This window comes from Streptomyces sp. NPDC024017 (assembly GCF_040638895.1).
Taxonomy (GTDB): domain Bacteria; phylum Actinomycetota; class Actinomycetes; order Streptomycetales; family Streptomycetaceae; genus Streptomyces.
This window is the reverse complement of sequence record NZ_JBEZYZ010000002.1, coordinates 737,021-760,462: the sequence shown is the minus strand read 5'-3', so window position 1 is coordinate 760,462 and position 23,442 is coordinate 737,021. Positions and strand designations below refer to the sequence as shown.

At 72.1% G+C, this 23,442-nt stretch carries 20 protein-coding genes; 12 read left to right on the top strand and 8 right to left on the bottom strand.

Annotated elements, in window-relative coordinates; all coding sequences use genetic code 11:
* The first annotated feature begins 65 nt into the window (after positions 1–65).
* Positions 66–866: a hypothetical protein gene (locus tag AB0G20_RS08275; protein ID WP_361297624.1), complete on the top strand. Its 801-nt coding sequence runs from the start codon at positions 66–68 to the stop codon at positions 864–866.
* Between the two features lie 8 nt (positions 867–874).
* Here AB0G20_RS08275 and AB0G20_RS08270 read toward each other — a convergent pair whose 3' ends face one another.
* Entirely contained in the window at positions 875–2,599 is a 1,725-nt protein-coding gene (locus AB0G20_RS08270; protein ID WP_361297621.1) for a hypothetical protein, read from the bottom strand.
* Between the two features lie 197 nt (positions 2,600–2,796).
* On the opposite strand from AB0G20_RS08270, the gene radA reads away from it, so the two are divergent.
* The gene (gene radA / locus AB0G20_RS08265; RefSeq protein ID WP_361297618.1) at positions 2,797–4,206 is read left to right on the top strand and encodes a DNA repair protein RadA; all 1,410 of its coding nucleotides are present in this window, start codon (positions 2,797–2,799) and stop codon (positions 4,204–4,206) included.
* Positions 4,207–4,286: 80 nt separating this feature from the next.
* A complete protein-coding gene (gene disA / locus AB0G20_RS08260) occupies positions 4,287–5,411 on the top strand; it encodes a DNA integrity scanning diadenylate cyclase DisA (RefSeq protein ID WP_361297615.1) in 1,125 nt (374 codons plus the stop codon).
* A 221-nt stretch (positions 5,412–5,632) separates the two neighbouring features.
* Here the strand turns inward: disA and AB0G20_RS08255 are convergent, their stop codons facing one another.
* Positions 5,633–6,493: a hypothetical protein gene (locus AB0G20_RS08255; RefSeq protein WP_361297612.1), complete on the bottom strand. Its 861-nt coding sequence runs from the start codon at positions 6,491–6,493 to the stop codon at positions 5,633–5,635.
* A 175-nt stretch (positions 6,494–6,668) separates the two neighbouring features.
* Here AB0G20_RS08255 and AB0G20_RS08250 point away from each other — a divergent pair, with 175 nt between their 5' ends.
* The gene (locus AB0G20_RS08250) at positions 6,669–7,337 is read left to right on the top strand and encodes a phosphatase PAP2 family protein (RefSeq protein WP_361297609.1); all 669 of its coding nucleotides are present in this window, start codon (positions 6,669–6,671) and stop codon (positions 7,335–7,337) included.
* Between the two features lie 165 nt (positions 7,338–7,502).
* Here the strand turns inward: AB0G20_RS08250 and AB0G20_RS08245 are convergent, their stop codons facing one another.
* Together AB0G20_RS08245 and AB0G20_RS08240 are read right to left on the bottom strand one after the other, a co-directional pair.
* A complete protein-coding gene (locus AB0G20_RS08245) occupies positions 7,503–8,126 on the bottom strand; it encodes a response regulator transcription factor (RefSeq protein ID WP_361297734.1) in 624 nt (207 codons plus the stop codon).
* Between the two features lie 56 nt (positions 8,127–8,182).
* Positions 8,183–9,760, bottom strand: coding sequence for a histidine kinase (locus AB0G20_RS08240; RefSeq protein WP_361297606.1), 1,578 nt, complete (start codon positions 9,758–9,760; stop codon positions 8,183–8,185).
* A 218-nt stretch (positions 9,761–9,978) separates the two neighbouring features.
* On the opposite strand from AB0G20_RS08240, the gene AB0G20_RS08235 reads away from it, so the two are divergent.
* The 5 genes from AB0G20_RS08235 to cseC all read left to right on the top strand — a co-directional run bounded on the left by AB0G20_RS08235 (position 9,979) and on the right by cseC (position 14,617).
* Positions 9,979–10,914: an A/G-specific adenine glycosylase gene (locus tag AB0G20_RS08235; protein ID WP_361297603.1), complete on the top strand. Its 936-nt coding sequence runs from the start codon at positions 9,979–9,981 to the stop codon at positions 10,912–10,914.
* A gap of 283 nt (positions 10,915–11,197) precedes the next feature.
* On the top strand, positions 11,198–11,737 hold the full coding sequence (locus tag AB0G20_RS08230; RefSeq protein WP_030251439.1) for a SigE family RNA polymerase sigma factor: 540 nt from the start codon (positions 11,198–11,200) through the stop codon (positions 11,735–11,737).
* On the top strand, positions 11,725–12,381 hold the full coding sequence (locus tag AB0G20_RS08225) for a hypothetical protein (protein ID WP_361297600.1): 657 nt from the start codon (positions 11,725–11,727) through the stop codon (positions 12,379–12,381). The genes AB0G20_RS08230 and AB0G20_RS08225 overlap by 13 nt, the downstream gene beginning before the upstream one ends.
* Positions 12,382–12,545: 164 nt before the next feature.
* The gene (gene cseB, locus AB0G20_RS08220) at positions 12,546–13,247 is read left to right on the top strand and encodes a two-component system response regulator CseB (RefSeq protein WP_248510204.1); all 702 of its coding nucleotides are present in this window, start codon (positions 12,546–12,548) and stop codon (positions 13,245–13,247) included.
* A 14-nt stretch (positions 13,248–13,261) separates the two neighbouring features.
* Positions 13,262–14,617, top strand: coding sequence for a two-component system sensor histidine kinase CseC (cseC, locus tag AB0G20_RS08215; protein ID WP_361297597.1), 1,356 nt, complete (start codon positions 13,262–13,264; stop codon positions 14,615–14,617).
* 16 nt (positions 14,618–14,633) lie between these two features.
* Here cseC and AB0G20_RS08210 read toward each other — a convergent pair whose 3' ends face one another.
* The 3 genes from AB0G20_RS08210 to AB0G20_RS08200 form a co-directional block, all read right to left on the bottom strand.
* Complete coding sequence (locus tag AB0G20_RS08210) at positions 14,634–15,080, bottom strand: VOC family protein (RefSeq protein WP_361297594.1); 447 nt, start codon at positions 15,078–15,080, stop codon at positions 14,634–14,636.
* A gap of 65 nt (positions 15,081–15,145) precedes the next feature.
* A complete protein-coding gene (locus AB0G20_RS08205; protein ID WP_361297591.1) occupies positions 15,146–15,580 on the bottom strand; it encodes a helix-turn-helix transcriptional regulator in 435 nt (144 codons plus the stop codon).
* Between the two features lie 635 nt (positions 15,581–16,215).
* Positions 16,216–17,805, bottom strand: a complete 1,590-nt coding sequence (locus tag AB0G20_RS08200) for an MDR family MFS transporter (protein WP_361297588.1) — start codon at positions 17,803–17,805, stop codon at positions 16,216–16,218.
* Positions 17,806–17,929: 124 nt separating this feature from the next.
* Here AB0G20_RS08200 and AB0G20_RS08195 point away from each other — a divergent pair, with 124 nt between their 5' ends.
* Positions 17,930–18,526 (top strand): helix-turn-helix domain-containing protein, encoded by a 597-nt coding sequence (locus tag AB0G20_RS08195; protein WP_361297585.1) that lies wholly within the window; start codon positions 17,930–17,932, stop codon positions 18,524–18,526.
* Between the two features lie 20 nt (positions 18,527–18,546).
* Here AB0G20_RS08195 and AB0G20_RS08190 read toward each other — a convergent pair whose 3' ends face one another.
* Positions 18,547–19,260: a M23 family metallopeptidase gene (locus tag AB0G20_RS08190; protein WP_361297582.1), complete on the bottom strand. Its 714-nt coding sequence runs from the start codon at positions 19,258–19,260 to the stop codon at positions 18,547–18,549.
* Positions 19,261–19,701: 441 nt separating this feature from the next.
* On the opposite strand from AB0G20_RS08190, the gene AB0G20_RS08185 reads away from it, so the two are divergent.
* Positions 19,702–20,334, top strand: coding sequence for an HAD family acid phosphatase (locus tag AB0G20_RS08185; RefSeq protein WP_361297579.1), 633 nt, complete (start codon positions 19,702–19,704; stop codon positions 20,332–20,334).
* Positions 20,335–20,394: 60 nt separating this feature from the next.
* The gene (locus AB0G20_RS08180; RefSeq protein ID WP_361297576.1) at positions 20,395–23,442 is read left to right on the top strand and encodes an NACHT domain-containing protein; all 3,048 of its coding nucleotides are present in this window, start codon (positions 20,395–20,397) and stop codon (positions 23,440–23,442) included.

Sequence of the window (23,442 nt, the reverse complement as noted above, 5' to 3'; positions counted from 1 at the left end):
AACGCTACTGCCCGCCGGGGCGTCCGCCGTCCTCGGTGGGGGTAAGAGGCCCGTACCCTGGAGGCGTGCCAAAGACGAAAAAGGCGAAGCGCGACAAATCACCGGGCGTCGTGGAACCCGACGAGAAGGGCCTCGACTTCGCTCGCGCGTGGGTGGAGTTTCCTGATCCGGCGGACGACGAGCAGGTGTTCCGCTGCGATCTGACATGGCTGACCTCTCGCTGGAACTGCATCTTCGGCAGCGGCTGCCAGGGCATCCAGGCGGGCCGCGCCGACGACGGGTGCTGCACGTTGGGTGCCCACTTCTCCGACGAGGACGACGAGAAGCGCGTCGCCGGGCATGTGGCCAGGCTCACGCCGGACATCTGGCAGCACCATGCCGAGGGCACGCGGGACGGCTGGGTCTCCGAGGACGAGGACGGCGAGCGGCAGACGCGGCCCTTCCAGGGCTCGTGCATCTTCCAGAACCGCCCCGGCTTCAAGGGCGGCATGGGCTGTTCGCTGCACATCCTCGCCCTGAAGGAGGGCCGCGAGCCGCTGGAGACCAAGCCGGACGTGTGCTGGCAGCTTCCGGTGCGGCGGACGTACGAGTGGATCGACCGGCCCGACGACACGCGCGTCCTGCAGGTGTCGATCGGTGAGTACGACCGCCGGGGCTGGGGCCCGGGCGGCCACGACCTGCACTGGTGGTGCACGTCGGCGACCTCCGCGCACGGCGCGGGCGATCCCGTGTACGTGTCCTACCGGCCGGAGCTGATCGAGCTGATGGGCAAGGCCGGCTACGACCGGCTGGTCGAGCTGTGCGAGGAGCGGCTGGCCTCGCAGTTGCCGCTGCTGGCGCCGCATCCGGCGGATCCGGTGGCCTGAGGAGCCGACTACGACGTGACCGGGCTCGGGTCGCCGCTGTCCGAGGGCGGAGGCGTCGAGCCCGTCGGATCGGTCGGGGCCGGGTCCGTCGGCGTGGGCGTGGGATCCGGGTCGGTCGACGGCGGCGGGGTGGTCGGTGTCGGATCCGGGTCCGGGGCGGAGGTCGTGGGCGTCGGGTCGGGCTGCGTCGGGGTCGGCTCGCCGGGACCGCTGGGCCGGGGGCCGGGGCCGGTGGGGCTGGGCGCGGTGCCGTAGCCCTCGATGTGGACGACGGCGCCCACCGGGGCGACCGCCACCTGCGCGTGCCAGGGGCCGGCGGGCTCCCGCAGGTGGTCGACGTACACCTTGATCGTCAACGACTCGCCGGGCCGGAGCGTTCCCGAGGACTGGCTGAGGTAGAGCCAGTGGGAGCCCGTGGACGCGGACCAGCGGACGGGGGCCGGGCCGGTGGCGGTCAGGGTGACGAGGGTCGTGTCACCGCTGTTGTCGGCCGTGACCTCCAGGGCGCTCTTGCGGCCGGCGCCGGCGACGCCGATGACCTCCACGGAGACGTCGGCCTTGCCGTCCTTGCCGAAGCGGGGTCCGGGGCGCGTGCTCGCGTTGCCCGTGTTCTCGTAGCCGCCGCCCGCCATCTCGCCGTCCAGGCCGAACGGGTCGTCCGCCTCGCGCGCGGAGGCCGAGCGGCCGTCGTGGCCCTCGCCGATCGGGGTGCCCCGGTAGGCGGCCCACAGGGCCAGCACGGGAGCGGCCACGACGGTGGCGACGACGGTCGTGGTGACGGCACGGGCGCGGAAGCGGTCTCTTCGGGCGGCATGGTCCTTGGGGTCCATCGGGAAGCCGCGCCGGTCGAAGCGGGGCGCGGCGTTCCGCGCGCGCGGGTGGTGGGACATGGCGACGTGCAGGGCCGCGCGGGGCGCCGGCAGGACGGGCAGTTCGGCCGGCGTGACGCTGGTGCCGGGCCAGCGGCCGGGGATGGCGCGCTCGGCGGTGCGGCGGCAGCGCGGGCAGTCGTCGACGTGCCGGACGAGTTCGCGGCGCAGGGCCGTGCCGAGCACGAGCCGGTCGTCGCCGGCGAGGTGCGCGACGCTCGGACACGCCCCGGTCTCGACCACGGCGAGGGCCGCACGCGTGCGTTCCACCTCGCAGGCGGCGGAGGCGAGCAGATCGCGGGTGGCGGCCAGGTCCATGCCGAGGACGGCGGCGACCTCCTGGGCGGCCAGGTGGTGGCGCACGGCCAGTTCGAGCGCCTCCCGCTGCTCCGGGGTGGTGCCGGCGGCCTCCGGCCAGGCCAGCAGGGCCAGTTCGCGACGGCGCCGCTCCTGGACCTCCTCGGAGAGGGCCGGGGCGGCCGGACGGTCGGCGCGCTGCCGATCGGTGCGGCCCGCGGCATGGCTGCTCAGACGTTTCTGCTTGGCCTCGGCCAGCTTGCGCAGGCACGCCCAGCGGGCCAGCGCGTACAGCCAGGCCCTGCGGTCCGCGGGGGCCTCGGGGACGTGCCGGCCGCGGCGTTCGGCGAGTGCGAGGACCTCGCCCAGGGCGGCGGTCGCGGCCTCGTGGTCGCACAGCACGGACAGGCAGTAGGTGAACAGGCCGTCCAGGTACGGCTCGTAGCGCGCGGGCGGCCGCTGCGCCAGCGTGCGCGCCGCCCCACGGTCGCGCGCTTCCCGGTGCGCCCGATGTGCGCCGGCCGTGCGGGTCGAGCGGGTCGAGATCTCCGGAGTACTGCTCATCATTCGGCGACCGTAGGGGGCCGAGAGTGGCACCTTCAGGCGGCTTGAGCACATTTAATCCGTACGGGTGAAACGATCCCTCAATCGGGGACATGAACCGGTGGCTCCGCGGCTGGCGCGGGGTGGCGGGGCCCTGGCGCGCAGGTGGCCGCGGTCGGGCGGTCCCGGCGATGTCAGTGCCTGCGGCTACGGTTTCGTCCATGGCTGCCCGTACGAAGACCACCAAGGACCGTCCGTCCTACCGCTGCACGGAGTGCGGCTGGCAGACGGCGAAGTGGCTCGGCCGCTGCCCCGAGTGCCAGGCCTGGGGGACGGTCGAGGAGTACGGCGCGCCCGCGGTGCGTACGACGACACCGGGCCGGGTCACCACCTCCGCCCTGCCCATCGGCCAGGTGGACGGCCGCCAGGCCACCGCCCGCCCCACCGGCGTTCCCGAGCTGGACCGCGTGCTCGGCGGCGGGCTGGTCCCCGGCGCGGTGGTGCTGGTCGCGGGCGAACCGGGCGTCGGCAAGTCGACGCTCCTGCTCGACGTGGCGGCCAAGTCCGCCAGCGACGAGCACCGCACGCTGTACGTCACGGGCGAGGAGTCGGCCAGCCAGGTCCGGCTGCGCGCCGACCGCATCGGCGCCATCGACGACCACCTGTACCTGGCGGCCGAGACGGATCTGGCCGCGGTGCTGGGCCACTTGGACGCGGTGAAGCCGTCGCTGCTGATCATGGACTCGGTGCAGACGGTGGCCTCCCCCGAGATCGACGGCGCGCCCGGCGGCATGGCCCAGGTGCGGGAGGTCGCGGGGGCCCTCATCCGGGCCTCCAAGGAGCGCGGCATGGCCACCCTGCTGGTGGGCCACGTCACCAAGGACGGTGCCATCGCGGGCCCGCGCCTGCTGGAGCACCTCGTGGACGTCGTCCTGAGCTTCGAGGGCGACCGGCACGCCCGCCTGCGGCTCGTGCGGGGCGTCAAGAACCGCTACGGCACCACCGACGAGGTCGGCTGCTTCGAGCTGCACGACGAGGGCATCACGGGCCTCGCCGACCCGAGCGGACTCTTCCTGACCCGCCGGGCCGAACCGGTCCCGGGCACCTGCCTGACCGTCACGCTCGAAGGCCGCCGCCCGCTGGTCGCCGAGGTCCAGGCGCTCACGGTCGACTCGCAGATCCCCTCCCCGCGCCGCACCACCTCGGGCCTGGAGACCTCCCGCGTCTCGATGATGCTCGCGGTGCTGGAACAGCGCGGGCGGATCAGCGCCTTGGGCAAAAGGGACATCTACTCCGCGACGGTCGGCGGCGTGAGGCTCACCGAGCCCGCCGCGGACCTGGCCGTCGCCCTCGCCCTGGCGAGCGCGGCGAGTGACACACCTCTCCCGAAGAACCTCGTCGCGATCGGCGAAGTGGGCCTCGCCGGCGAGGTGCGTCGGGTCACCGGCGTGCAGCGCAGGCTGGCCGAAGCCCACCGTCTGGGCTTCACGCACGCGCTCGTACCGGGCGACCCCGGCAAGATCCCCTCGGGCATGAAGGTCCTGGAAGTCGCGGACATAGGGGACGCCCTGCGGGTCCTTCCCCGGTCCCGTCGCAGAGAGGCCCCACAGGACGAGGAGGGTCGCCGGTAGACTTTGCCCTGGTCTCGCCCGTCCGTGCGAACCGAGCGCGCGACACGGGGGCGCCCAGAACCTGCGACCGGAGGAGTGCAGTGGCAGCCAACGACCGGGCATCAGCTCCCGGAAAGTCCGGTGGGAGTGCCGGTACCGATGGCCTGATGCGCGCCTCTCTGAGCGCCGTGGCACCCGGCACCGCCTTGCGTGACGGCCTGGAGCGCGTGCTCCGCGGCAACACCGGCGGTCTCATCGTGCTGGGCTCCGACAAGACGGTCGAGGCGCTGTGCAGCGGCGGTTTCGTGCTGGACGTCGAGTTCACCGCGACGCGTCTGCGCGAGCTGTGCAAGCTGGACGGCGGCATCGTGCTGTCCTCGGACCTGTCGAAGATCCTGCGCGCGGGCGTGCAGCTGGTCCCGGACCCGACGATCCCGACGGAGGAGACCGGCACCCGGCACCGCACCGCGGACCGCGTCAGCAAGCAGGTCGGCTTCCCGGTGGTCTCGGTGTCCCAGTCGATGCGGCTGATCGCCCTGTACGTCGACGGCCAGCGCCGCGTCCTGGAGGACTCAGCGGCGATCCTGTCCCGCGCCAACCAGGCGCTCGCCACCCTGGAGCGCTACAAGCTGCGCCTCGACGAGGTCGCGGGCACGCTGTCGGCGCTCGAGATCGAGGACCTGGTGACCGTCCGGGACGTCTCGGCGGTCGCCCAGCGCCTGGAGATGGTGCGCCGCATCGCCACGGAGATCGCCGAGTACGTGGTGGAGCTCGGCACGGACGGCCGTCTCCTGGCCCTCCAGCTGGACGAGCTGATCGCGGGCGTGGAACCCGAGCGCGAGCTGGTCGTGCGGGACTACGTCCCCGAGCCCACGGCCAAGCGCTCCCGCACGGTCGACCAGGCCCTCGCCGAACTCGACGCCCTCACCCACGCCGAGCTGCTCGAAATGTCCACGGTGGCACGGGCGTTGGGCTACACCGGCGCGCCCGAGACGCTGGACTCGGCGGTGTCCCCGCGCGGCTTCCGTCTCCTGGCGAAGGTGCCCCGGCTCCCCGGCGCGATCATCGACCGCCTGGTCGAGCACTTCGGCGGGCTGCAGAAGCTGCTCGCCGCGAGCGTCGACGACCTGCAGACGGTCGACGGCGTGGGCGAGGCCCGGGCGCGCAGCGTCCGCGAGGGGCTGTCGCGGCTCGCGGAGTCGTCGATCCTGGAGCGGTACGTCTGACGCGCGAGACACCCGGCTGGAACGGCTGAGGGCGGTACCCGGCAAGGGGTACCGCCCTCGGGCGTTCGCGGCGCTGGTCGGCCCGGTACCGCCCTTGGCCGTTTGCGGGCCTGGTCGGCCCGGTATCGCCCTTGGCCGTTTGCGGGCCCTGGTCGGCCCGGTTCCGTCTTCGGGCGTTCGCGGGCCTGGTCGGCCCGGTTCCGTCTGCGGGCGTCTCCGGCCTAGTCGGCCGAGAGCACGAACGACGTCTGCGCCTTCGCAAAGCCCGGAGCCTTGGCTTCCACCAGGTACGTGCCCGCCCCGGCCGAACCCGCCGGGGGCGTGGCGCACTCGGGGGCGCTCGGCTTGCGGTCCCACTTCACCGTGTAGGTGATGTCGCTGCCGGCGGCGACCCGGTACAGCTGGTGCGCGGCGGCCCTGGGGCAGTCCTTCGAGGACCAGTAGTCGTCGTCGCTGCTCGCCGGGGCGATCGTGAACACCGCGCTCTTCGGCCCGAGATCGATCTTGCAGTCGCTGCCGGAGACGTTCCGCGCGGTCAGCAGGAACGTCGGCGTCTGCTCGGGGTCGTAGGTGTTGTGCCGGCTGCGCAGGCTGAACTTGACCGCGCTCGCGGTGCAGTTGGGCAGGGTGGAACCGGCCGGCAGGGTGTCGCCCGCGCCGACGCCGCCCGCGGTCGTACCGCTTCCCGAGCCACCGGCGCCGCCGGCCCCCTCGGAGCCGCCGGACCCTGAGCCGTCACCGGCACCGTCGCCGGAGCCCGAGCCGGAACCGTCCCCGGATCCGGCTCCCGAGCCGTTCCCGGAGCCGTCTCCCGAGCCTCCGGAGCCCTCGCCGCCCGACTCGTCGCGTCCGCCGGGGGCTTGGCTGATGGCCGGGCCGGAACTCGACGGGCCGGGCGTGATGGAGGGCGCGGGATTCTTGCCGTTGGCGCCGTTGTCGCCGTCCTTGCCGCCTCCGCCGCCCATGGTCACGATCCAGGTGGTCAGCAGCGCCAACAGGGCGACCACAGACACCAGTACGACCCTCCGACGCCAGTAGATGGAGGAGGGAAGCGGCCCGACCGGATTGCGCAGAGATCCCACGGCGCAAACCTTACGAGAGATCGACGCGTTCGCCGGTCCCACCCGCCGCTCCGGGCCACAACTTTTCCGGATCATCATCCCGGAAATCCCCGACCCGCCCCTGTCTTTCGTCAGGTACGGCACGCGACGATCGCTGGGTGTGACGGTATGGGCTCGCCGCCTACCGTGCGTGACCATGGACTTCGAGGACAGCGGGCTCTACCGCGAGATCACCGACTTCGCCCATGACACCCCGATGTGGGTACAGCAGGGGGCCGGGACATGGACGGAGGCCGGACTGCTCGTGTTCGTCGCGCTGTTCGCCGCCGCCTGGTGGCGCACCCGCCGCGACGACGCCCACGCGTTCGCGATCGCGGCCCTTGCACCTCTGGCCACGGCTGTGGCGTACCTGTGCAGCGAAGCGCTCAAGTCCGCTGTCGCGGAAGAGCGTCCGTGCCGTGCGGTCGCCGGGGCTGCCGTGTCCCTGGCCGAGTGCCCGCCGCACGGCGACTGGTCCTTCCCGTCCAACCACGCCACGATCGCGGGCGCCTCGGCGGTCACGCTGGCCGTTCTCCGGCGCACGCTGCTGTGGCTGACGGCTCCCCTCGCCCTGCTCATGGCGTTCTCCCGGGTCTTCGTCGGCGTGCACTATCCGCACGATGTCGTCGCGGGGTTGGCGCTGGGCACGCTCGTCGCGCTCCTCGCCGTACGGCTGGGCACGGGTCCGATGACGCGGCTGGCCGGGGCGATGCGCACCGCGTCGGCACCGGCCGTGCGATGGGTGGCCGGGCCGGGCCGCCCGGCGGTCATACCGCCGGATGCGATACGCGGGGGCGGCCGGGCGCACCCGCACGCGCGGCGCTGAAGCGGGGTGCGCCGTGCGCCGATGCGCCAAGACGCGTGGTGCGCCGCCGGACCGGGGCGCACGCGCCTCGCCGGACGGCACGCGCCTCGCCGGACGGCACGCGCTCCCGCCCACCGAGCCGCCCCGTCCGCCACGAGCGTTTCGCCTCCAGCCCCGCCCGCTCCGCTACGGCGCCACCAGCCCCGCCTCGTACGCCACGATCGCCGCCTGCACCCGGTTGCGTACGCCGAGGCGGTCCAGGACCGCGCTGACGTACGCCTTCACCGTGCCCTCGACGAGATGCAGCCGGGCTGCGATCTCCGGATTGGACAGACCCGCTCCGACCAGGCCGAGCACCTCGCGTTCGCGGGGGCTCAGGACGGCCACGCGGGCGCGAGCCCGTGCCTCCCGGGTGAGGCGGCCCCCGCCGACGCCCTCGTCGATGACGTAACGGGCCACCTTCGGCGACAGGAACGCGGCCCCGGCGGCCACCGCCCGTACGCCCGCGATGAGTTCGTACGGGTCCCCGGACTTCAGCAGGAAGCCGGTGGCACCGCCGCCCAGGGCACGGGTCACATAGGCGCCCTCGGAGAAGGTGGTGAGCATCGCGACGGCCGTGCCGGGCACGGTGCGGACGATCTCCTCGGCCGCCGTGAGGCCGTCCAGGCGCGGCATGCGGATGTCGAGCAGGGCCACGTCCGGGCGGTGGGCGCGGGCGAGCTCGACCGCCTCGCGGCCGTCGCCCGCCTCGGCGACGACCTCCGTCTCGCCGCTGCTGCCGAGGATGGCGCGCACCCCGGCTCGGACCATCGCCTCGTCGTCGGCCAGCAGCACGCGGATGGGCGCCCTGCTCGTCTCTGCTGTGCTCACCGTGCGAACTCCTCGTACTCCTCCCGGCTTTCGCCGGACAGGCCGACCCGCGGGACGACGTCCTTGGCGACCAGCCGTCCCGCGCCGAAGCACAGTCTGAAGTGGTCGACGGAGACGAAGAGTTCGCCACTCGCCCGGTAGTAACGGCAGTCGGCGCCCTCCGGTGCCGGGGTCGGCGCCCGCTCGTCGGGCGGGTCGTTCACGTCGCGCTCGGGCAGCACGCGCTCGACCTCGGCGGCGGGCGTGCCCAGACGGAGTTTCGTGTACGCGGCGGGGTCGAGCACCGAGTGCTTCTCCGCGTAGACGTACCAGCCGAAGGCGGCGCCGACGAGCACGGCGCCCGCGCCGGCCGCGGTGCCGAGGCCGACGGCGACGCGGCGGCGGGCACGGGTGAGCGGCGCCCGGGCCGGGCGCGCCGGCCCGGGGGCGGGCCGCTCCTCGGGGACGTACGCCCGGACCCGGAAGCCCTCCGCGTGCGGGCCCGCCTCGAACGCGCCGCCGACCGAGGTGACCGCGGCGCGCAGCCCGAGCAGGCCCGTACCGCCTCCGGCGGTCCGGGAACCGTCATCGGTGGCACGGCCGTTGGTGACGGTGACGGAGGTCCCCGCGGCCCGTCCCGTCACGGTCACGACCACGGGGGCGCCCGGTGCGTGCCGTGCCGCGTTGGTCAGCGCCTCGCGGACCACGCGGTGCAGCAGCCGCTCTGCGACCCCGCCGCGCTCGGCGGCGGCGCCCTGCCCGGTGGACTCCCAGCGCACGGAGAGGCCCGACTCCGCGGCGCGGGCCACGAGTTGCTCCAGGGTCTCGCCCGCCGGTGCGAGCGGCACCGGCTCGTCGTCGTCCTCGCGCAGGACGCCGATGATGCGGTGCAGCCGGTCGGTGGCATCGGCGGCGGCCGCGCGCAGGTCGCCCGCCGCGGCCCGGTGTTCGTCGCCCAGGCCGGGGGCCACCTGGAGGGCGCCCGCGCGCAGCGCGATGAGGCTCAGCTCGTGGCCGAGGGAGTCGTGCATGTCCTGGGCGATCCGGGCCCGTTCGCGCAGCCGGGCGCGTTCCTCGGCGAAGCGGGCCTCGTCCTCCAGCCGGGCGGCGCGCAGCCACCCCGCCTCGGCCAGCTCGCGGCTCTGCCGCCAGTAGCGCCCGCCGAGCCAGGGGAAGACACAGCCGAAGAGCAGCGTGCCCGTCATGACGAACCACTCGGGGGCCGGATCCACCCCGGCCAGCGCGATGCGGGCAGTGCCCGCGCAGCCGGCGGCCGCGAAGCAGAGCACCGCGGGACGCGCCCGGCCCGCCCGCAACCCGAGCAGCAGCGCGAACACGCCGAGGGAGGGGCCGTAGGAGACGCTGAAGAGGGCCGGGGCGGCGGCGAGACTCAGGGCGGCCGCCAGCCCGAAGGCGACCAGGGGCAGCCGCCGGGAGACGGCGGCCGCCACGCCCAGCACCACCACGCCGGCCGCCTGCTGCCAGACCGGCCGCGGCTCGTTCAGCCCGATCCGGTCCGCCGTGAGCGCGGGAAGGGCGAGGGCCGCCCCGAGCAGGGCGCCCCGGGCGAGAGAGGCCGGGCAGGGACGTTCCATGCGGCCCGACGCTACAAGCGCCGGGCAGGGCGGCACTGCTGTCGATCGTCAGGGGTGGGCCGATCGGCGCGGGTGCGCACGACTCGGCCCGTGCGGCGATCGAGGACGAGGCCGCGCGGGCGAAGCGGGGTCCGGGGGCGCGGCGCCCGGCAACGCGCACCACGTCCCGGCCGCACGTACCCGGCGCCCCCGGTCCGGCGTGGCACCATCGATAGGCCATGACTGCTCCCACGAAGCCCCCGCGCCCCACCCCCGCCGACACCCCCTCCGGCCCGCCCCGCGGAGAGAATCTGCACTCCCCCGTCATCGACTGGTTCGGCGAACACGCCCGTGACCTGCCGTGGCGGCGCCCCGAGGCCGGGGCATGGGGGGTGATGGTCAGTGAGTTCATGCTCCAGCAGACGCCGGTGAGCCGCGTCCTGCCCGTCTACGAGCAGTGGCTGGAGCGCTGGCCGCGCCCCGCCGACCTGGCCAAGGAGGCGCCCGGCGAGGCCGTCCGCGCCTGGGGCCGGCTCGGCTACCCGCGTCGCGCGCTGCGGCTGCACGGCGCCGCCGTCGCCATAACGGAACGGCACGGCGGTGACGTACCGGCCGACCACGCCCAGTTGCTGGCGCTGCCCGGCATCGGTGAGTACACGGCCGCTGCCGTCGCCTCCTTCGCCTACGGGCAGCGGCACCCGGTGCTGGACACCAACGTGCGCCGGGTGTTCGCCCGCGCGGTCACCGGAGTGCAGTACCCGCCGAACGCCACCACCGCCGCCGAACGCAAGCTGGCCCGCGCGCTGCTGCCCGAGGACGAGCCGACCGCCGCCCGCTGGGCCGCCGCCTCCATGGAGCTGGGCGCGCTCGTGTGCACGGCGAAGAGCGAGTCGTGCCACCGCTGCCCGATCGCCGCGCAGTGCGCGTGGCGGCTGGCGGGCAAGCCGGAGCACGACGGACCACCGCGCCGCGGCCAGACCTACGCGGGCACCGACCGGCAGGTGCGCGGGCGGCTGCTCGCCGTGCTGCGGGAAGCCCACGGTCCGGTTCCGCAGGCCGCCCTGGACCGGGTGTGGCACGAGCCGGTGCAGCGGGCCCGCGCCCTCGACGGTCTCGTCGCCGATGGTCTCGTGGAGCCGCTGGCGGACGGTTCGTACCGGCTGCCACTGACCTGACGTACATGCAGATCACAGCCGTGGGCCGCCTCCCGTAACAGTGCTCGGGGTGGACAAATCACCCCTAACCAGCCTCAACACCCCCACCACCCTCTCCTGTTCGGGCTTCCGTTACACAACCGACGGACAGCCGAGCGCTGGCCGCAGGCTGCTTCGGACAGCGCCGTGACAACGCCTCCGTACCTTCAGATGCGTTCCCGGAAGACACGGGACGTTGAAGACCACAGGCAGTGCACGGGCGGCGGACAGCCGACCCGAACGGGGAAACGGGAGGCGGTTCACCATGGCGCAGGGCGAGGTGCTCGAGTTCGAGGAGTACGTCCGCACCCGGCAGGACGCGCTGCTGCGCAGTGCCCGCCGCCTGGTCCCGGACCCGACGGATGCGCAGGACCTGCTGCAGACGGCGCTGGTACGGACGTACGGCCGGTGGGAGACCATCGAGGACAAGCGGCTGGCCGACGCCTACCTGCGCCGGGTGATGATCAACACCCGCACGGAGTGGTGGCGGGCACGGAAGCTGGAGGAGGTCCCGACCGAGCAGCTCCCGGACGCCTCGGTCGACGACGCCACCGAGCAGCACGCGGACCGCGCCCTGCTGATGGACATCCTGAAGGTGCTCGCCCCGAAGCAGCGCAGTGTCGTGGTGCTGCGACACTGGGAGCAGATGTCCACGGAGGAGACGGCCGCCGCCCTCGGCATGTCGGCCGGAACGGTCAAGAGCACGCTGCACCGGGCGCTCGCCCGGCTCCGCGAGGAGCTGGAGTCCCGCGATCTGGACGCACGCGCGCTGGAGCGTGAGGAGCGGGAGCGGTGCGCGGCCTGACCGGCGAGGGTTCTGCACGGACCCGGGGCAGTATCCAGGCGGTGAGCGCGGCACTGGCCGTGCCCACCGCCCTCGCCCTTTTGGTGTCCGGGTGCGGTGCCGGCGGGACCGGCGCCCGTGACGAGGGCCCGGCGCACGCCGACTCGGTGGCGGGCGCCGCCGCCGCGACCCCGTCCGCCGAGCCGTCGATGTCGCCCGACACCGTCGACGCGGTCAAGCTCGTCAAGGACGACCCGAAGGTCGCACCCGAGGTGAAGCGCGATCTGAAGCCGTGCGCGGCCGACGAGTACCCGGTCGACGTCTCCTACGGCAATCTGACCGGAGGCTCGGCGGACGACGTCGTGGTCAACGTGCTGACCTGCGGTGACGCGGTGGGCGTCGGCAGTTACGTGTACCGCGAGCAGGGCGGCTCGTACGAGAATGTGTTCAAGGCCGAGGAGCCGCCGGTCTACGCGGAGATCGACCGCGGTGACCTGGTGGTGACCAAGCAGGTGTACGACCGGGGCGATCCGGTGTCGAGTCCCTCCGGGGAGAACGTGATCACGTACAGATGGACCTCCGGCCACTTCGCTGAGAAGTACCGCACGCACAACGACTACGGGAAGGTCGTCGGCGACACCGCGACGCCGAAGCCCGCGAGCTGACGCGAGCGGAGGGCCACGCGAAATGATCGGGGCGCGTGAACCGATCGGGCCGCGCGAACCGATCGGGGCGCTCGGACCGATCCCTCGGTGAACGCATCGCAGGGATCGTGCGTCCCAGCAGTAGAACGCACCCCCACGGACCACAGAGGACTGAGAGCACCGGGATGGCAGACCAGACCCACGTCCTGTTCGTCGAGGACGACGACGTCATCCGCGAGGCCACGCAGCTCGCCCTGGAACGGGACGGCTTCGTGGTCACCGCCATGCCCGACGGGCTGTCGGGCCTGGAGGCGTTCCGGGCGGACCGCCCCGACATCGCGCTGCTGGACGTCATGGTTCCCGGTCTCGACGGTGTCAGCCTGTGCCGCCGTATCCGCGACGAGTCGACCGTGCCGGTGATCATGCTGTCGGCGCGGGCCGACTCCATCGACGTCGTGCTGGGCCTGGAGGCGGGCGCCGACGACTATGTGACCAAGCCGTTCGACGGTGCCGTCCTGGTCGCCCGGATCCGCGCGGTGCTGCGCCGCTTCGGGCACGCGGGCGGCGGCCGGGGCGAGGAGCCGGCCGCCCCGGCGAGCGGCGGGATGCTGGCCTTCGGGGACCTGGAGGTCGACACCGAGGGCATGGAGGTCCGGCGCGCCGGGCAGCCGGTGGCGCTGACGCCGACCGAGATGCGGCTGCTGCTGGAGTTCTCCTCCGCGCCGGGCACGGTGCTCTCCCGCGACAAGCTGCTGGAGCGGGTGTGGGACTACGGCTGGGGCGGGGACACCCGCGTCGTCGACGTGCATGTGCAGCGGCTGCGCCAGAAGATCGGCCAGGACCGCATCGAGACGGTCCGTGGCTTCGGCTACAAGTTGAAGGCCTGAGCAGGGGCAGGGGTATGAGGGGGCACTTCCGGCGCCTGGTCGCCGCGGGCTTGGAGCGTGCGGGCATCCGCACGGGCCTCAGATGGAAGCTGAGCGCGGCCATCGCACTGGTGGGCGCACTGGTGGCGATCGCGCTGAGCCTTGTCGTGCACAACGCCGCCCGGGTCTCGATGCTGGACAACGCGCGTGACCTCGCCGACGAGCGGATCATGATCGCCCAGCGCAACTTCGAGCTGTCCGGGCGGATGAACTTCCCCAACACCAAGATCAACGATCCGAACCTGCCGCATGCGCTGCGGGACCGGGTCGAAGCGGGCCAGCGGGCGACGTACGTGGCGGACCGGCCGGGTGACGTGCCCGACATATGGGCCGCCGTGCCGCTGAAGAACGGGCAGGTGATGTCGCTGCACTCGGGCTTCACCGACCGCAGCTCGGACATCCTTCAGGACCTCGACCAGGCCCTGCTCATCGGGTCCATCGCGGTCGTCCTCGGCGGCAGCGCACTCGGGGTGCTCATCGGCGGCCATCTCTCGCGGCGGCTGCGCAAGGCGGCCATCGCGGCCAACCAGCTCGCGGGCGGCGAGACCGACGTACGCGTGCGGGACGCCATGGGCGGGGTCGTGCGGGACGAGACCGACGACCTGGCGAGCGCGGTGGACGCCATGGCCGACACACTGCGGCAGCGGATCGAGGCCGAGCGGCGGGTCACCGCCGACATCGCGCACGAGCTGCGCACCCCCGTGACCGGACTGCTCACCGCGGCGGAGCTGCTGCCGCCCGGTCGCCCGACCGAGCTGGTGCTGGACCGGGCGAAGGCCATGCGCACGCTGGTCGAGGACGTGCTGGAGGTGGCCCGTCTCGACGGGGCCTCCGAGCGGGCGGAGCTGCAGGACATCATGCTGGGCGAGTTCGTCGCCCGGCGGGTCGCGGCGAAGGATCCGGCCATCGAGGTGCGCATCGTGCACGAGTCGGCGGTCACCACCGACCCGCGCCGTCTGGAGCGTGTGCTGTTCAACCTCCTGGCCAACGCGGCCCGGCACGGCAAGCCGCCCATCGAGGTCAGCGTCGAGGGCCGGGTCATCCGGGTGCGCGACCACGGCCCGGGCTTCCCCGAGGACCTGCTGGCCGAGGGGCCGAGCCGCTTCCGCACCGGCAGCAAGGACCGGGCCGGGCACGGCCACGGCCTGGGCCTGACCATCGCGGCCGGGCAGGCCCGGGTGCTGGGTGCCCGGCTGACCTTCCGTAACGTCCGCACCCCCGGGACACCTGAGCATCTGCCGGCCGAGGGCGCGGTCGCCGTGCTGTGGCTGCCGGAGCACGCGCCGACGAACACGGGGAGCTACCCGATGCTGCCGGGGTCGGGGACGTAGGGCCGGGGGCCGCGGATCAACAGGACCAGTCCTGGTCCATGTCGAGGCCGCCCTCGCGGGGCTGGGTGAAGGAGAACCAGTTGCCGGAGTCGTCGCGGAACAGCGCCTCCGTGCCGTACGGGCGCTCCTGCGGCTCCTGGAGGAACTCCACGCCCCGGTCCTTGAGCTTCTTGTAGTCGCCGTGGATGTCGTCGGTGGTCAGCACGCCGGCGCCGAGCGCGCCCTTCGTCACCAGCTTGCGGAGCATCTCGGCGGACTCGGGGTCCATGGCGGGCCCGCCGGGCACCATCAGCGTCAGCTCGACGTCGGGCTGGTTCGGCGAGCCGACCGTGAGCCAGCGCATGCCGCCCTCGCCCATGGTCATGTCCGTACGGACCTCCAGGCCCAGTTTCTCCGTGTAGAACTTCTTGGCCCGGTCCTGGTCGAGGACCCAGACGGTCGAGATGGCGAGACCCTTGATCATGGCGTGCTCCTGCTCTGACTCTGCGGCCGGTTGTGCCTGCCCTGCCACGGTAGGCAGCGGGGGTGTCAGCCCGCTTCTCCGGAATTGCGCTGCTTGCCCGCGCCGGGCCCGGAGCGGAAGCCGCCGGCCCAGAGCATGGCGTAGCAGCCCGGTATGAGGGCGGCTCCGCGGCCCACGTGCTTGGTCCGGTACTCGCTCGGCGTCAGGCCTGTCCACGCCTTGAACCGCGCCGAGAACGTGCCGACGCTGCTGAAGCCGACCAGGTGGCAGATCTCCGTCACCGACAGGTTCGCCGTGCGCAGCAGGTCCTCGGCGCGTTCGATGCGGCGGTGCGTGAGGTACTGGCCGGGGGTCTCGCCGTACGCCTCCTTGAAGGCGCGGATGAAGTGATAGCGCGAGTACCCGGCGTGCGCGGCCACGGTGTCCAGGTCGAGCCCGGGATCGGCCCAGTCCCGATCCATCGCGTCCTTGGCCAGCCGAACCTGCCGCCCCTTGTCCATACGCCCGATGGTGACACGGGGGTCTGACAACTCCCCGTCTCTCGCGCACGAGCGTGCGGGGGCCCGGGCGGACGTCCGGAACGGCCAGGGCGGGAGCCCGGGCGGACGTCCGGAACGGCCAGGGCGGACCTCTACCCGGGCTGGCGACCGACAGCGCAGGGCGAAAGCCCGGGGCGAGTCTCCACCCGGGCAAGGGCGAAGGCCCCGGGGGTTTCGGCTGCCCGGACAGGCGTGGGCCGCAGGCGATGTCCACCCGGCCGGCGCGCAAGATCCGGCCAGGGCGAAGGTCCGGCCGGGTGGCCACCGGGGAAGGCGGCATCCAGGTCGAGCGACTGCCCGTACGCGGCGAAGCTCCGGGCGAGCCGCAGCCCGCGCAGCACGAAAGCCCGGGTGGACACGCGCCCGCGCAGCACGAAAGCCCGGATGGACGCGCGCCCGCGCAGCGCGAAAGCCCGGGTGGACACGCGCCCGCGCAGCTCGAAGGCTCGGCCGGCGCGAATCCCCCTGCGGGCGTACACCGGGCAGCACCCAGCCCGGGCGGGCCTCCCAGCCGGCGCGAACAGCCCCGGCCGAGTCGCTGTCCAGGCAAGGCGAAACCCCGGGCGGAAACCGCCCGGGTCTTCGTCAAGAGCCGGTCAGACCGCCTCGACCACCGGCGTCTGCGCCGTCGGGCCGGCCGTCTTGTCGTCGTCCGACGTACTCGGTCCCGCTCCCTTCAGCGGCACCTCCTTCACGAACACGGCCGCCGCGAGTGCGATCACCGCCACCACGGCGCCGAGCAGGAACGCCGAGTGCGTGCCGGCGGAGACCGCGTGCTGGTACGCCTCCCGGGCCAGCACCGGCAACTTCTCCAGGCTCTTCGCGTCGAGCTGCGCCGACTGCTCGGTCACCTTGGAGCCCAGCGCCCCGGCCCGCTCGGTCATGACGTCCTGGACGCGGTTGTTGAACAGCGCGCCCATGATCGCGACGCCGAACGAGGATCCGAGGGTACGGAACAGCGTGCTGGACGAGGACGCGACGCCCATGTCCTTCATCTCCACACTGTTCTGCGCGACCAGCATGGTGATCTGCATCAGGCAGCCCATGCCCAGCCCGACCACGGCCATGAAGATCCCGGACGTCAGACGGGAGGTCCCGGTGTCCATCGTGGACAGCAGGTACAGCCCGACGATCATCAGCGCGCTGCCGACGATCGGGAAGACCTTGTACTTGCCGGAGTTCGTGGTCACCCGCCCGGCGACCATCGAGGTCACGAGCATCGCACCCAGCATCGGCAGGAGCAGCAGCCCCGAGTTCGTCGCGGAAGCACCCTGCACGGACTGCTGGTACAGCGGCAGGAAGAGCGTGGCGCCGAACATCACGAAGCCGGTGATGAAGCCGATGACCGACATCAGCGTGAAGTTGAGACTGCGGAAGATGTGCAGCGGTACGACCGGCTCGGCGGCCCTCGTCTGCCAGAACACGAATCCGACCAGCGCGGCGACCCCGATGCCGATCAGCTCCATGATCCGCGCGGAGCTCCAGGCGTACTCCGTGCCGCCCCACGTCGTCACGAGCACGATCGCCGTGATGCCGACGGTCAGCAGCGCGGCGCCCAGGTAGTCGATCCGCGCCTCGGAGCGCTTCTTCGGCAGGTGCAGCACGGCACTGACGGCGACCAGCGCGACCGCGCCGAGGGGAAGGTTGATGTAGAACGCCCAGCGCCAGCCCCAGTTGTCGGTGATCGTGCCGCCGACCAGCGGACCGCCGATCATCGCCAGCGCCATGACACCGGCCATCATGCCCTGGTACTTGCCGCGCTCCCGGGGCGGGATCAGGTCACCGATGATCGCCATGACGCCGACCATCAGACCGCCGGCACCGAGGCCCTGCACGGCACGGAAGCCGATCAGCTCGCCCATGTTCTGGGCCATGCCGCTGAGCGCGGAGCCGATGAGGAAGAGCACGATGGACGACAGGAACGTGCCCTTGCGGCCGTACATGTCGCCGAGCTTGCCCCACAGAGGGGTGGAGGCCGCGGTCGCGAGCGTGTAGGCGGTGACGACCCAGGAGAGGTGTTCGAGCCCGCCCAGCTCACCGACGATCGTCGGCATCGCCGTGCCGATGATCATGTTGTCGAGCATCGCGAGCATCATCGCGATCATCAGAGCGAGCAGCACGACCCGCACGCTCTTCGGCTGTTTCCCCCCGGCGTCGGCCGCCGGTGTGTCCGTCGTGTCCGTCATCGCTTCCCATTCCCCCCGGCAACCGCTACTTACTTGCCGACCGGCTAGTGACTACACTCGGAAGCTAGCGGCGGAACTAGCCGGGCGTCAAGTAAGTTTTATGGAAAGCGGGGGGCGTAGGAGGATGGGCGGCACCATGGACGGCACCAGGCAGCGGCGCCGCGGGAACACCCGCCGGCGCATCCAGGATGTGGCCCTCGAACTCTTCGCGGAGCACGGCTACGAGAAGACCTCCCTGCGCGAGATCGCCGAGCGCCTGGAGGTCACCAAAGCGGCGCTCTACTACCACTTCAAGACGAAGGAAGAGATCCTCGTCAGCATCTTCGAGGACCTCACCCAGCCGATCGAGGACTTGATCGAGTGGGGCCGGCAGCAGCCGTCCACCCTCGCGACCAAGCAGGAGATCATCCGCCGCTACGCCGACACGCTCACCCAGGCGGCCCCGCTGTTCCGCTTCATGCACGAGAACCAGGCGACGGTACGGGAGCTGCGCATCGGCGACTCCTTCAAGGAGCGCATCCGCAGCCTGCGCGACATCATCATCGACCCCGACGCGGACATGACCGACCAGGTCCGCTGCGTCAGCGCGCTGTTCACACTGCACGCCGGGATGTTCCTGCTCCAGGACATGGAAGGCGACCCCGAGGAGAAGAACAGAGCCGTCCTCGAGGTCGCCACGGACCTGGTGACCCAGGCCCACCGGGGAGCCGGCGGCTCCTAGGGCCTGCACCGTCGGGTGGATCAGACCTTGACGCCCTTGGCGCGCAGGAACTTCACCGGGTCGACCGCCGAGCCGTAGTTCGGGGTCGTACGGATCTCGAAGTGCAGGTGCGGACCGCTCGAGTTGCCGGTGTTGCCGGACTTGGCGATCTCCTGGCCGGTCTTGACGATCTGGCCGATCCTCACGGTGACCTTCGACAGGTGGGCGTACTGGGAGTACGTGCCGTTGCCGTGCTTGATCACGACGGCGTTGCCGTACGCGGGACCGTCACCGGCGCCGTTGCCGCCGGCCTTGACCACGGTGCCGCCGTGAGTGGCGACGACCTGGGTGCCGCTCGGCACGGCGAAGTCCTGGCCGCTGTGGGTGGACTGCCACATGCCGCCGTTCTGGGCGAAGGACGCGGAGAGCTTGTACTGCTTCACCGGGTCGACCCAGGACGGCTTGGCCTTCTTGGCGGCCGCCTTCTTGGCAGCGGCCTTCTTCTCGGCCGCCTTCTTCGCGGCGGCGGCCTTGGCGGCCTTCTCGGCCTTCACGGCCTCGGCCTTGGCGGCCTTGGCCTGAGCGGCGGCCTGCGCCTGGACGGCACTGGCGGCACCGGACGCGGCCGTGGTGTCGGCGGCGGACGCGACCCCGGCTCCCAGTGCGACCGAGACACCAAGGCCGGCGGCCAGCACGGTCGCACGGGTGCGGAGCTGGGACGTACGGGAAGAACGGGACGTGACGCGCTGGGACATCGAAACCTCGTATGGAAGGGGACGGAGAAAACCACCCGGCGCACAGACGCTCGCCGCATGGCCATCCCTTGGTAACCCGAAGCCCGACAAACTCCCAAAAGCGTGATCTACGACGCTAGCTAGTAATTTGGTTCAGTGTTCTACGTCTCTTGACACACCAGTCATTCGGGACGAATCAGGGCACTAGCCCGCACTTCCACCCCCACCCTGGGGCAAGAATCCCTTTCCTCCCGGTCCGTTATCCACTATTCCAGCTAGTAACGGACATATCGCCTGTGCGGCATGTCACCGGGCACCCTCTTCAGCCATTCCGGAAATGTGGCGCACGCCTCTAGGCGCCTACCGTCCGGTAACCCTACGGTTCCCCTCGCGCCACCCTCGCGCACAAGCATGCACACGACATGTTGGCAGCGTCACGGACGTGAGAGGACCCCCCACGACATGCAGAACCGACGCCCCTGGTTGCGCCGCGCATCAGTGACCGCCGTCTCGGCGGCAGCCCTCGTGGCGATGGCCGCACCGGCCGACGCCACGACCGCCGCCCGAACCACCACGACCGCCACCACGGCCACGGCCGCGGACGTCGACTACGGCACCTGGCAGAAGGACTGCCAGGCCGTGATGGACCAGGCCCTGCCCTATCTGAAGCAGCGGATCGCGGCCACGAAGCCGGGCGAGAAGCAGGCGATCGTCTTCGACATCGACAACACCACGCTGGAGACGGACTTCGGCTTCAGCTACCCGCAACCGGCCAACAAGCCGGTCCTGGAGGCCGCCAGATACGCGCAGGAGCGCGGCGTCGCCCTGTTCTTCGTGACCGCCCGGCCGGACATCATCGCCTCGTTCACCGAATACAACCTGAAGCAGGCCGGCTACCGGGTCTCGGGGCTCTACGTCCGCAACTTCACCGACCTCTTCAAGAACGTCGCCGACTACAAGACGGCCCAGCGCGTCGACGTCGAGCGCAAGGGCTACACGATCATCGCGAACATAGGCAACAGCAGCACCGACCTCTCGGGCGGCCACGCCGAGAAGACGTACAAGCTGCCGGACTACGACGGGCAGCTTTCCTGACCCATCTGTCCAACTCCGGGTAGTCTCACCCCCGTTCGCGCGATCACGGGGGTGAGGCGGTTGGATCCGACGGTACTCGGCGGCAGGCTGGCGTCCTCGCTGGTCGCCCCGCTGCTGAAGAAGCTCTTCCGGGCGGAGGGCCCAGGAGCGGGCCTTGTCGACAAGCCCGTACGCCTGTCCGCTCTCGTGTCCTTCCGGGGCGAGAAACGCACCCTGGACGAGCGGGACGTCCGGAAACTCGCCGCGCAGCTCGTGGCACAGGCGGTGGACTCCCCCGGCGAGCCGCCCTTCGCGCCCGACGAGCTGATCGCGGTCACCGACACTCTGGCCCGTAGGCTGCTCGCCCTCGGCGACCTCGACATGGACGACGTCCAGGCGGTCCGCCTGGGCCACCGCGAACTGGCCAGGAAGCTTCACTACGCGGCGCCCGCACCCGACGGTCTGTCCGCGGACTCCTGTCACTTCCTCGACCACACGACCGACTGGGCGTGCCTGAACATCCTGGAGTTCTTCACCCGCCGCTCCACGTTTGTCGCCCGCACCCTCGTCGAACAGACCCGCGGCCAAGAGGAACTGATCGCCAAGGTCGACGAACTGCTCATGCGGACGCCCCGCCCGTACGCACGGGACGCCGCCTTCGAACGCCGTTACCTGCCGTTCGTCGCCGAGCGCCACAACCACATCACCATCTACGGCATCGACCTGCGGGATTCCCCGGACCGCTGGCCTCTCGAAGTGGCCTACCTGAGCCTGGAGGCGGCCGGGGCCGAGCATGGCGCCACACCCGAGGCGCCGCCGGGCGAGCACGCGGCCGCCACCGTGCGTCTCCCTGCGGAGGAGGCCCTCGGCAGCCACGACCGGGTCATGCTGCGCGGCGACGCCGGCTCCGGAAAGACCACCCTCGTGCAGTGGCTGGCGGTGACCGCCGCCCTGGACACTGCCCGTATCCCGTTCGTCCTCCCTCTGCGCACCCTGATCCGCGTAGGCGCGCTCCCCACGCCGTCCGCCTTCCTCACGGCGGTGGGCTGCCCGCTCACCCCGCCCGAGGGCTGGGCCGAGCGCGTCCTGGCCGCCGGGCGCGGGCTCCTGCTCGTCGACGGCCTGGACGAGATCCCCGCCGCCGACCGGCACCGCACTCGCGACTGGCTGCTCGCCCTGATCCACGCCTTTCCGGGCAACCACTGGCTGCTGACCTCACGTCCCACAGCCGTACGCCCCGACTGGCTGGCCACCGAGGGCTTCCGGGAACTGACCCTCGCCCCGATGCGCCGCGCCGACGTGACGACGTTCGTCCACCGCTGGCACGCGGCCGCGCGGGCGCCCGAGTACGAGACGCAGCTCCTGGACGCCCTGCACACCAAACGCGACCTGGCCCGCCTCGCCACCAACCCTCTGATGTGCGGGCTGATCTGCGCCCTGCACCGAGAGCGGCGGGGCTACCTCCCCACCGGCCGCAAGGAGCTGTACGACGCCGCCCTCGGGATGCTGCTCGCACGTCGCGACCGGGAGCGAGGCATGGGCACGGTGGACGGCGTCGAGCTGGGCGAGGAGGCCCAGCTCGAGGTGCTCCAGCGCCTCGCCTACGCGCTGGTGCTGAGCGGCAATACGGAAATGGACCTGGAGACGGCCGAGGGCATCGTGGCCCGCTGTCTGCCGGTCGTCGCGCCGGGGTCGGGCCAGGGTGACGCCGGTGCGGTACTGCGCACACTCCTGCTCCGCAGCGGCCTGCTCCGCCAGCCCGGCGAGGGCGTCGTCGACTTCGTCCACCGCACCTTCCAGGACTACCTGGGCGCCCGGTACGCCGTCGAGGAGGGCCACCTGGACGTCCTCGCCGGCCACGCGGGCGACAGCCTCTGGGAGGACGTGATCCGCATGGCGGTCGCGCACGCCCGCCCCCGGGAGCGAGCGACACTGCTCCGCCGTCTGCTGGCCGAGGGCACCCCGCGGCTGACCCTCCTCGCCCTGGCCTGCCTGGAGCACGTCGCAGCCTTGGATCCCGGGGTGCGGACGGAGGTGGAGGAACGGGCGGCGGGCCTCATTCCGCCGCGTACGACACCGGAGGCGAGGGCCTTGGCGGAGGCCGGACCGCTGGTCCTGGAACTGCTGCCGGGGCCCGAAGGGCTGACCCCGGGCGAGGGACTCGGCGTCACGGTCGCCGCTTCCCTTCTCGGTGATCAGGAGCCCGAGGGAGCGCTGGCCGTGCTGCGCCGCTTCCGCAAGCATCCGGATCTCGACGTACGACGCCAGCTCGCGGGAACCTGGAGCCGGTTCGACACCCGGGAGTACGCGATCGAGGTGCTCGACCACCTGAAGCGGGACGGGCTCTTCCTGGACTGCGAGTCGGCCGAGCAGAGGGCGGCACTCCGTCTGATGCGTCCCTGGGAAAGGCTGAGACTCCAGGGCCCGGCACCCGTCGCCGAGATCCTCGACTCCGTTGCCGAACCCGCCGCGGTCCGGATGCTGAGCCTGCACCACAACGCGCTCGTCGAGGACCTGGGCGAACTGGTGCGGTTTCGGTCGCTGACCAGCCTGCGGATTCAGGGCTGCCCCCGGGCCGCGGGCCTCTCGTCCCTGTCGGAACTTCCCCTCACCGATCTGCTGGTGTTCGGGCTGGCGGACATCGGCGGGCTGCGGACGCTGCGCCTGCTCACCCAGCTGTGGATCAACCAGAGGCTCCCGGGGACCAGCCTCGCCGATTCCCTGCCGGTCGACGCCCCCTTGGAGGACCTCTACCTGGGCATGGAGGTCATACGTTCCACCGGTCTGCGGGACCTGGCCCGATGGCCCACGGTGCGGTACCTGACCCTCGACGTATCGGCTCAGACGCCCCTCAGCGCCGACGACTGGCAAGAGGTGGCGTCACTTCCGTCGCTCACCGCTCTGTACCTGTACGGGCTGTCCGGCGCCTACTCCCTCGATGCCATGCCGCACCTGCCCGGCGTCACCAGCCTGCAGATCTCCGACCGGTACTACCCCGAGAAGGCGCTCCGCACCCTCGCCTCCCGCCTGCCCGGCTTGCGCACGCTGGCGGTCGCCCGGTTCGAGAGCAAGGAGCCCCTCGTCTCCTACACCGAATTCTTCCCCACCGCCGAGATCATCCGCATCTGA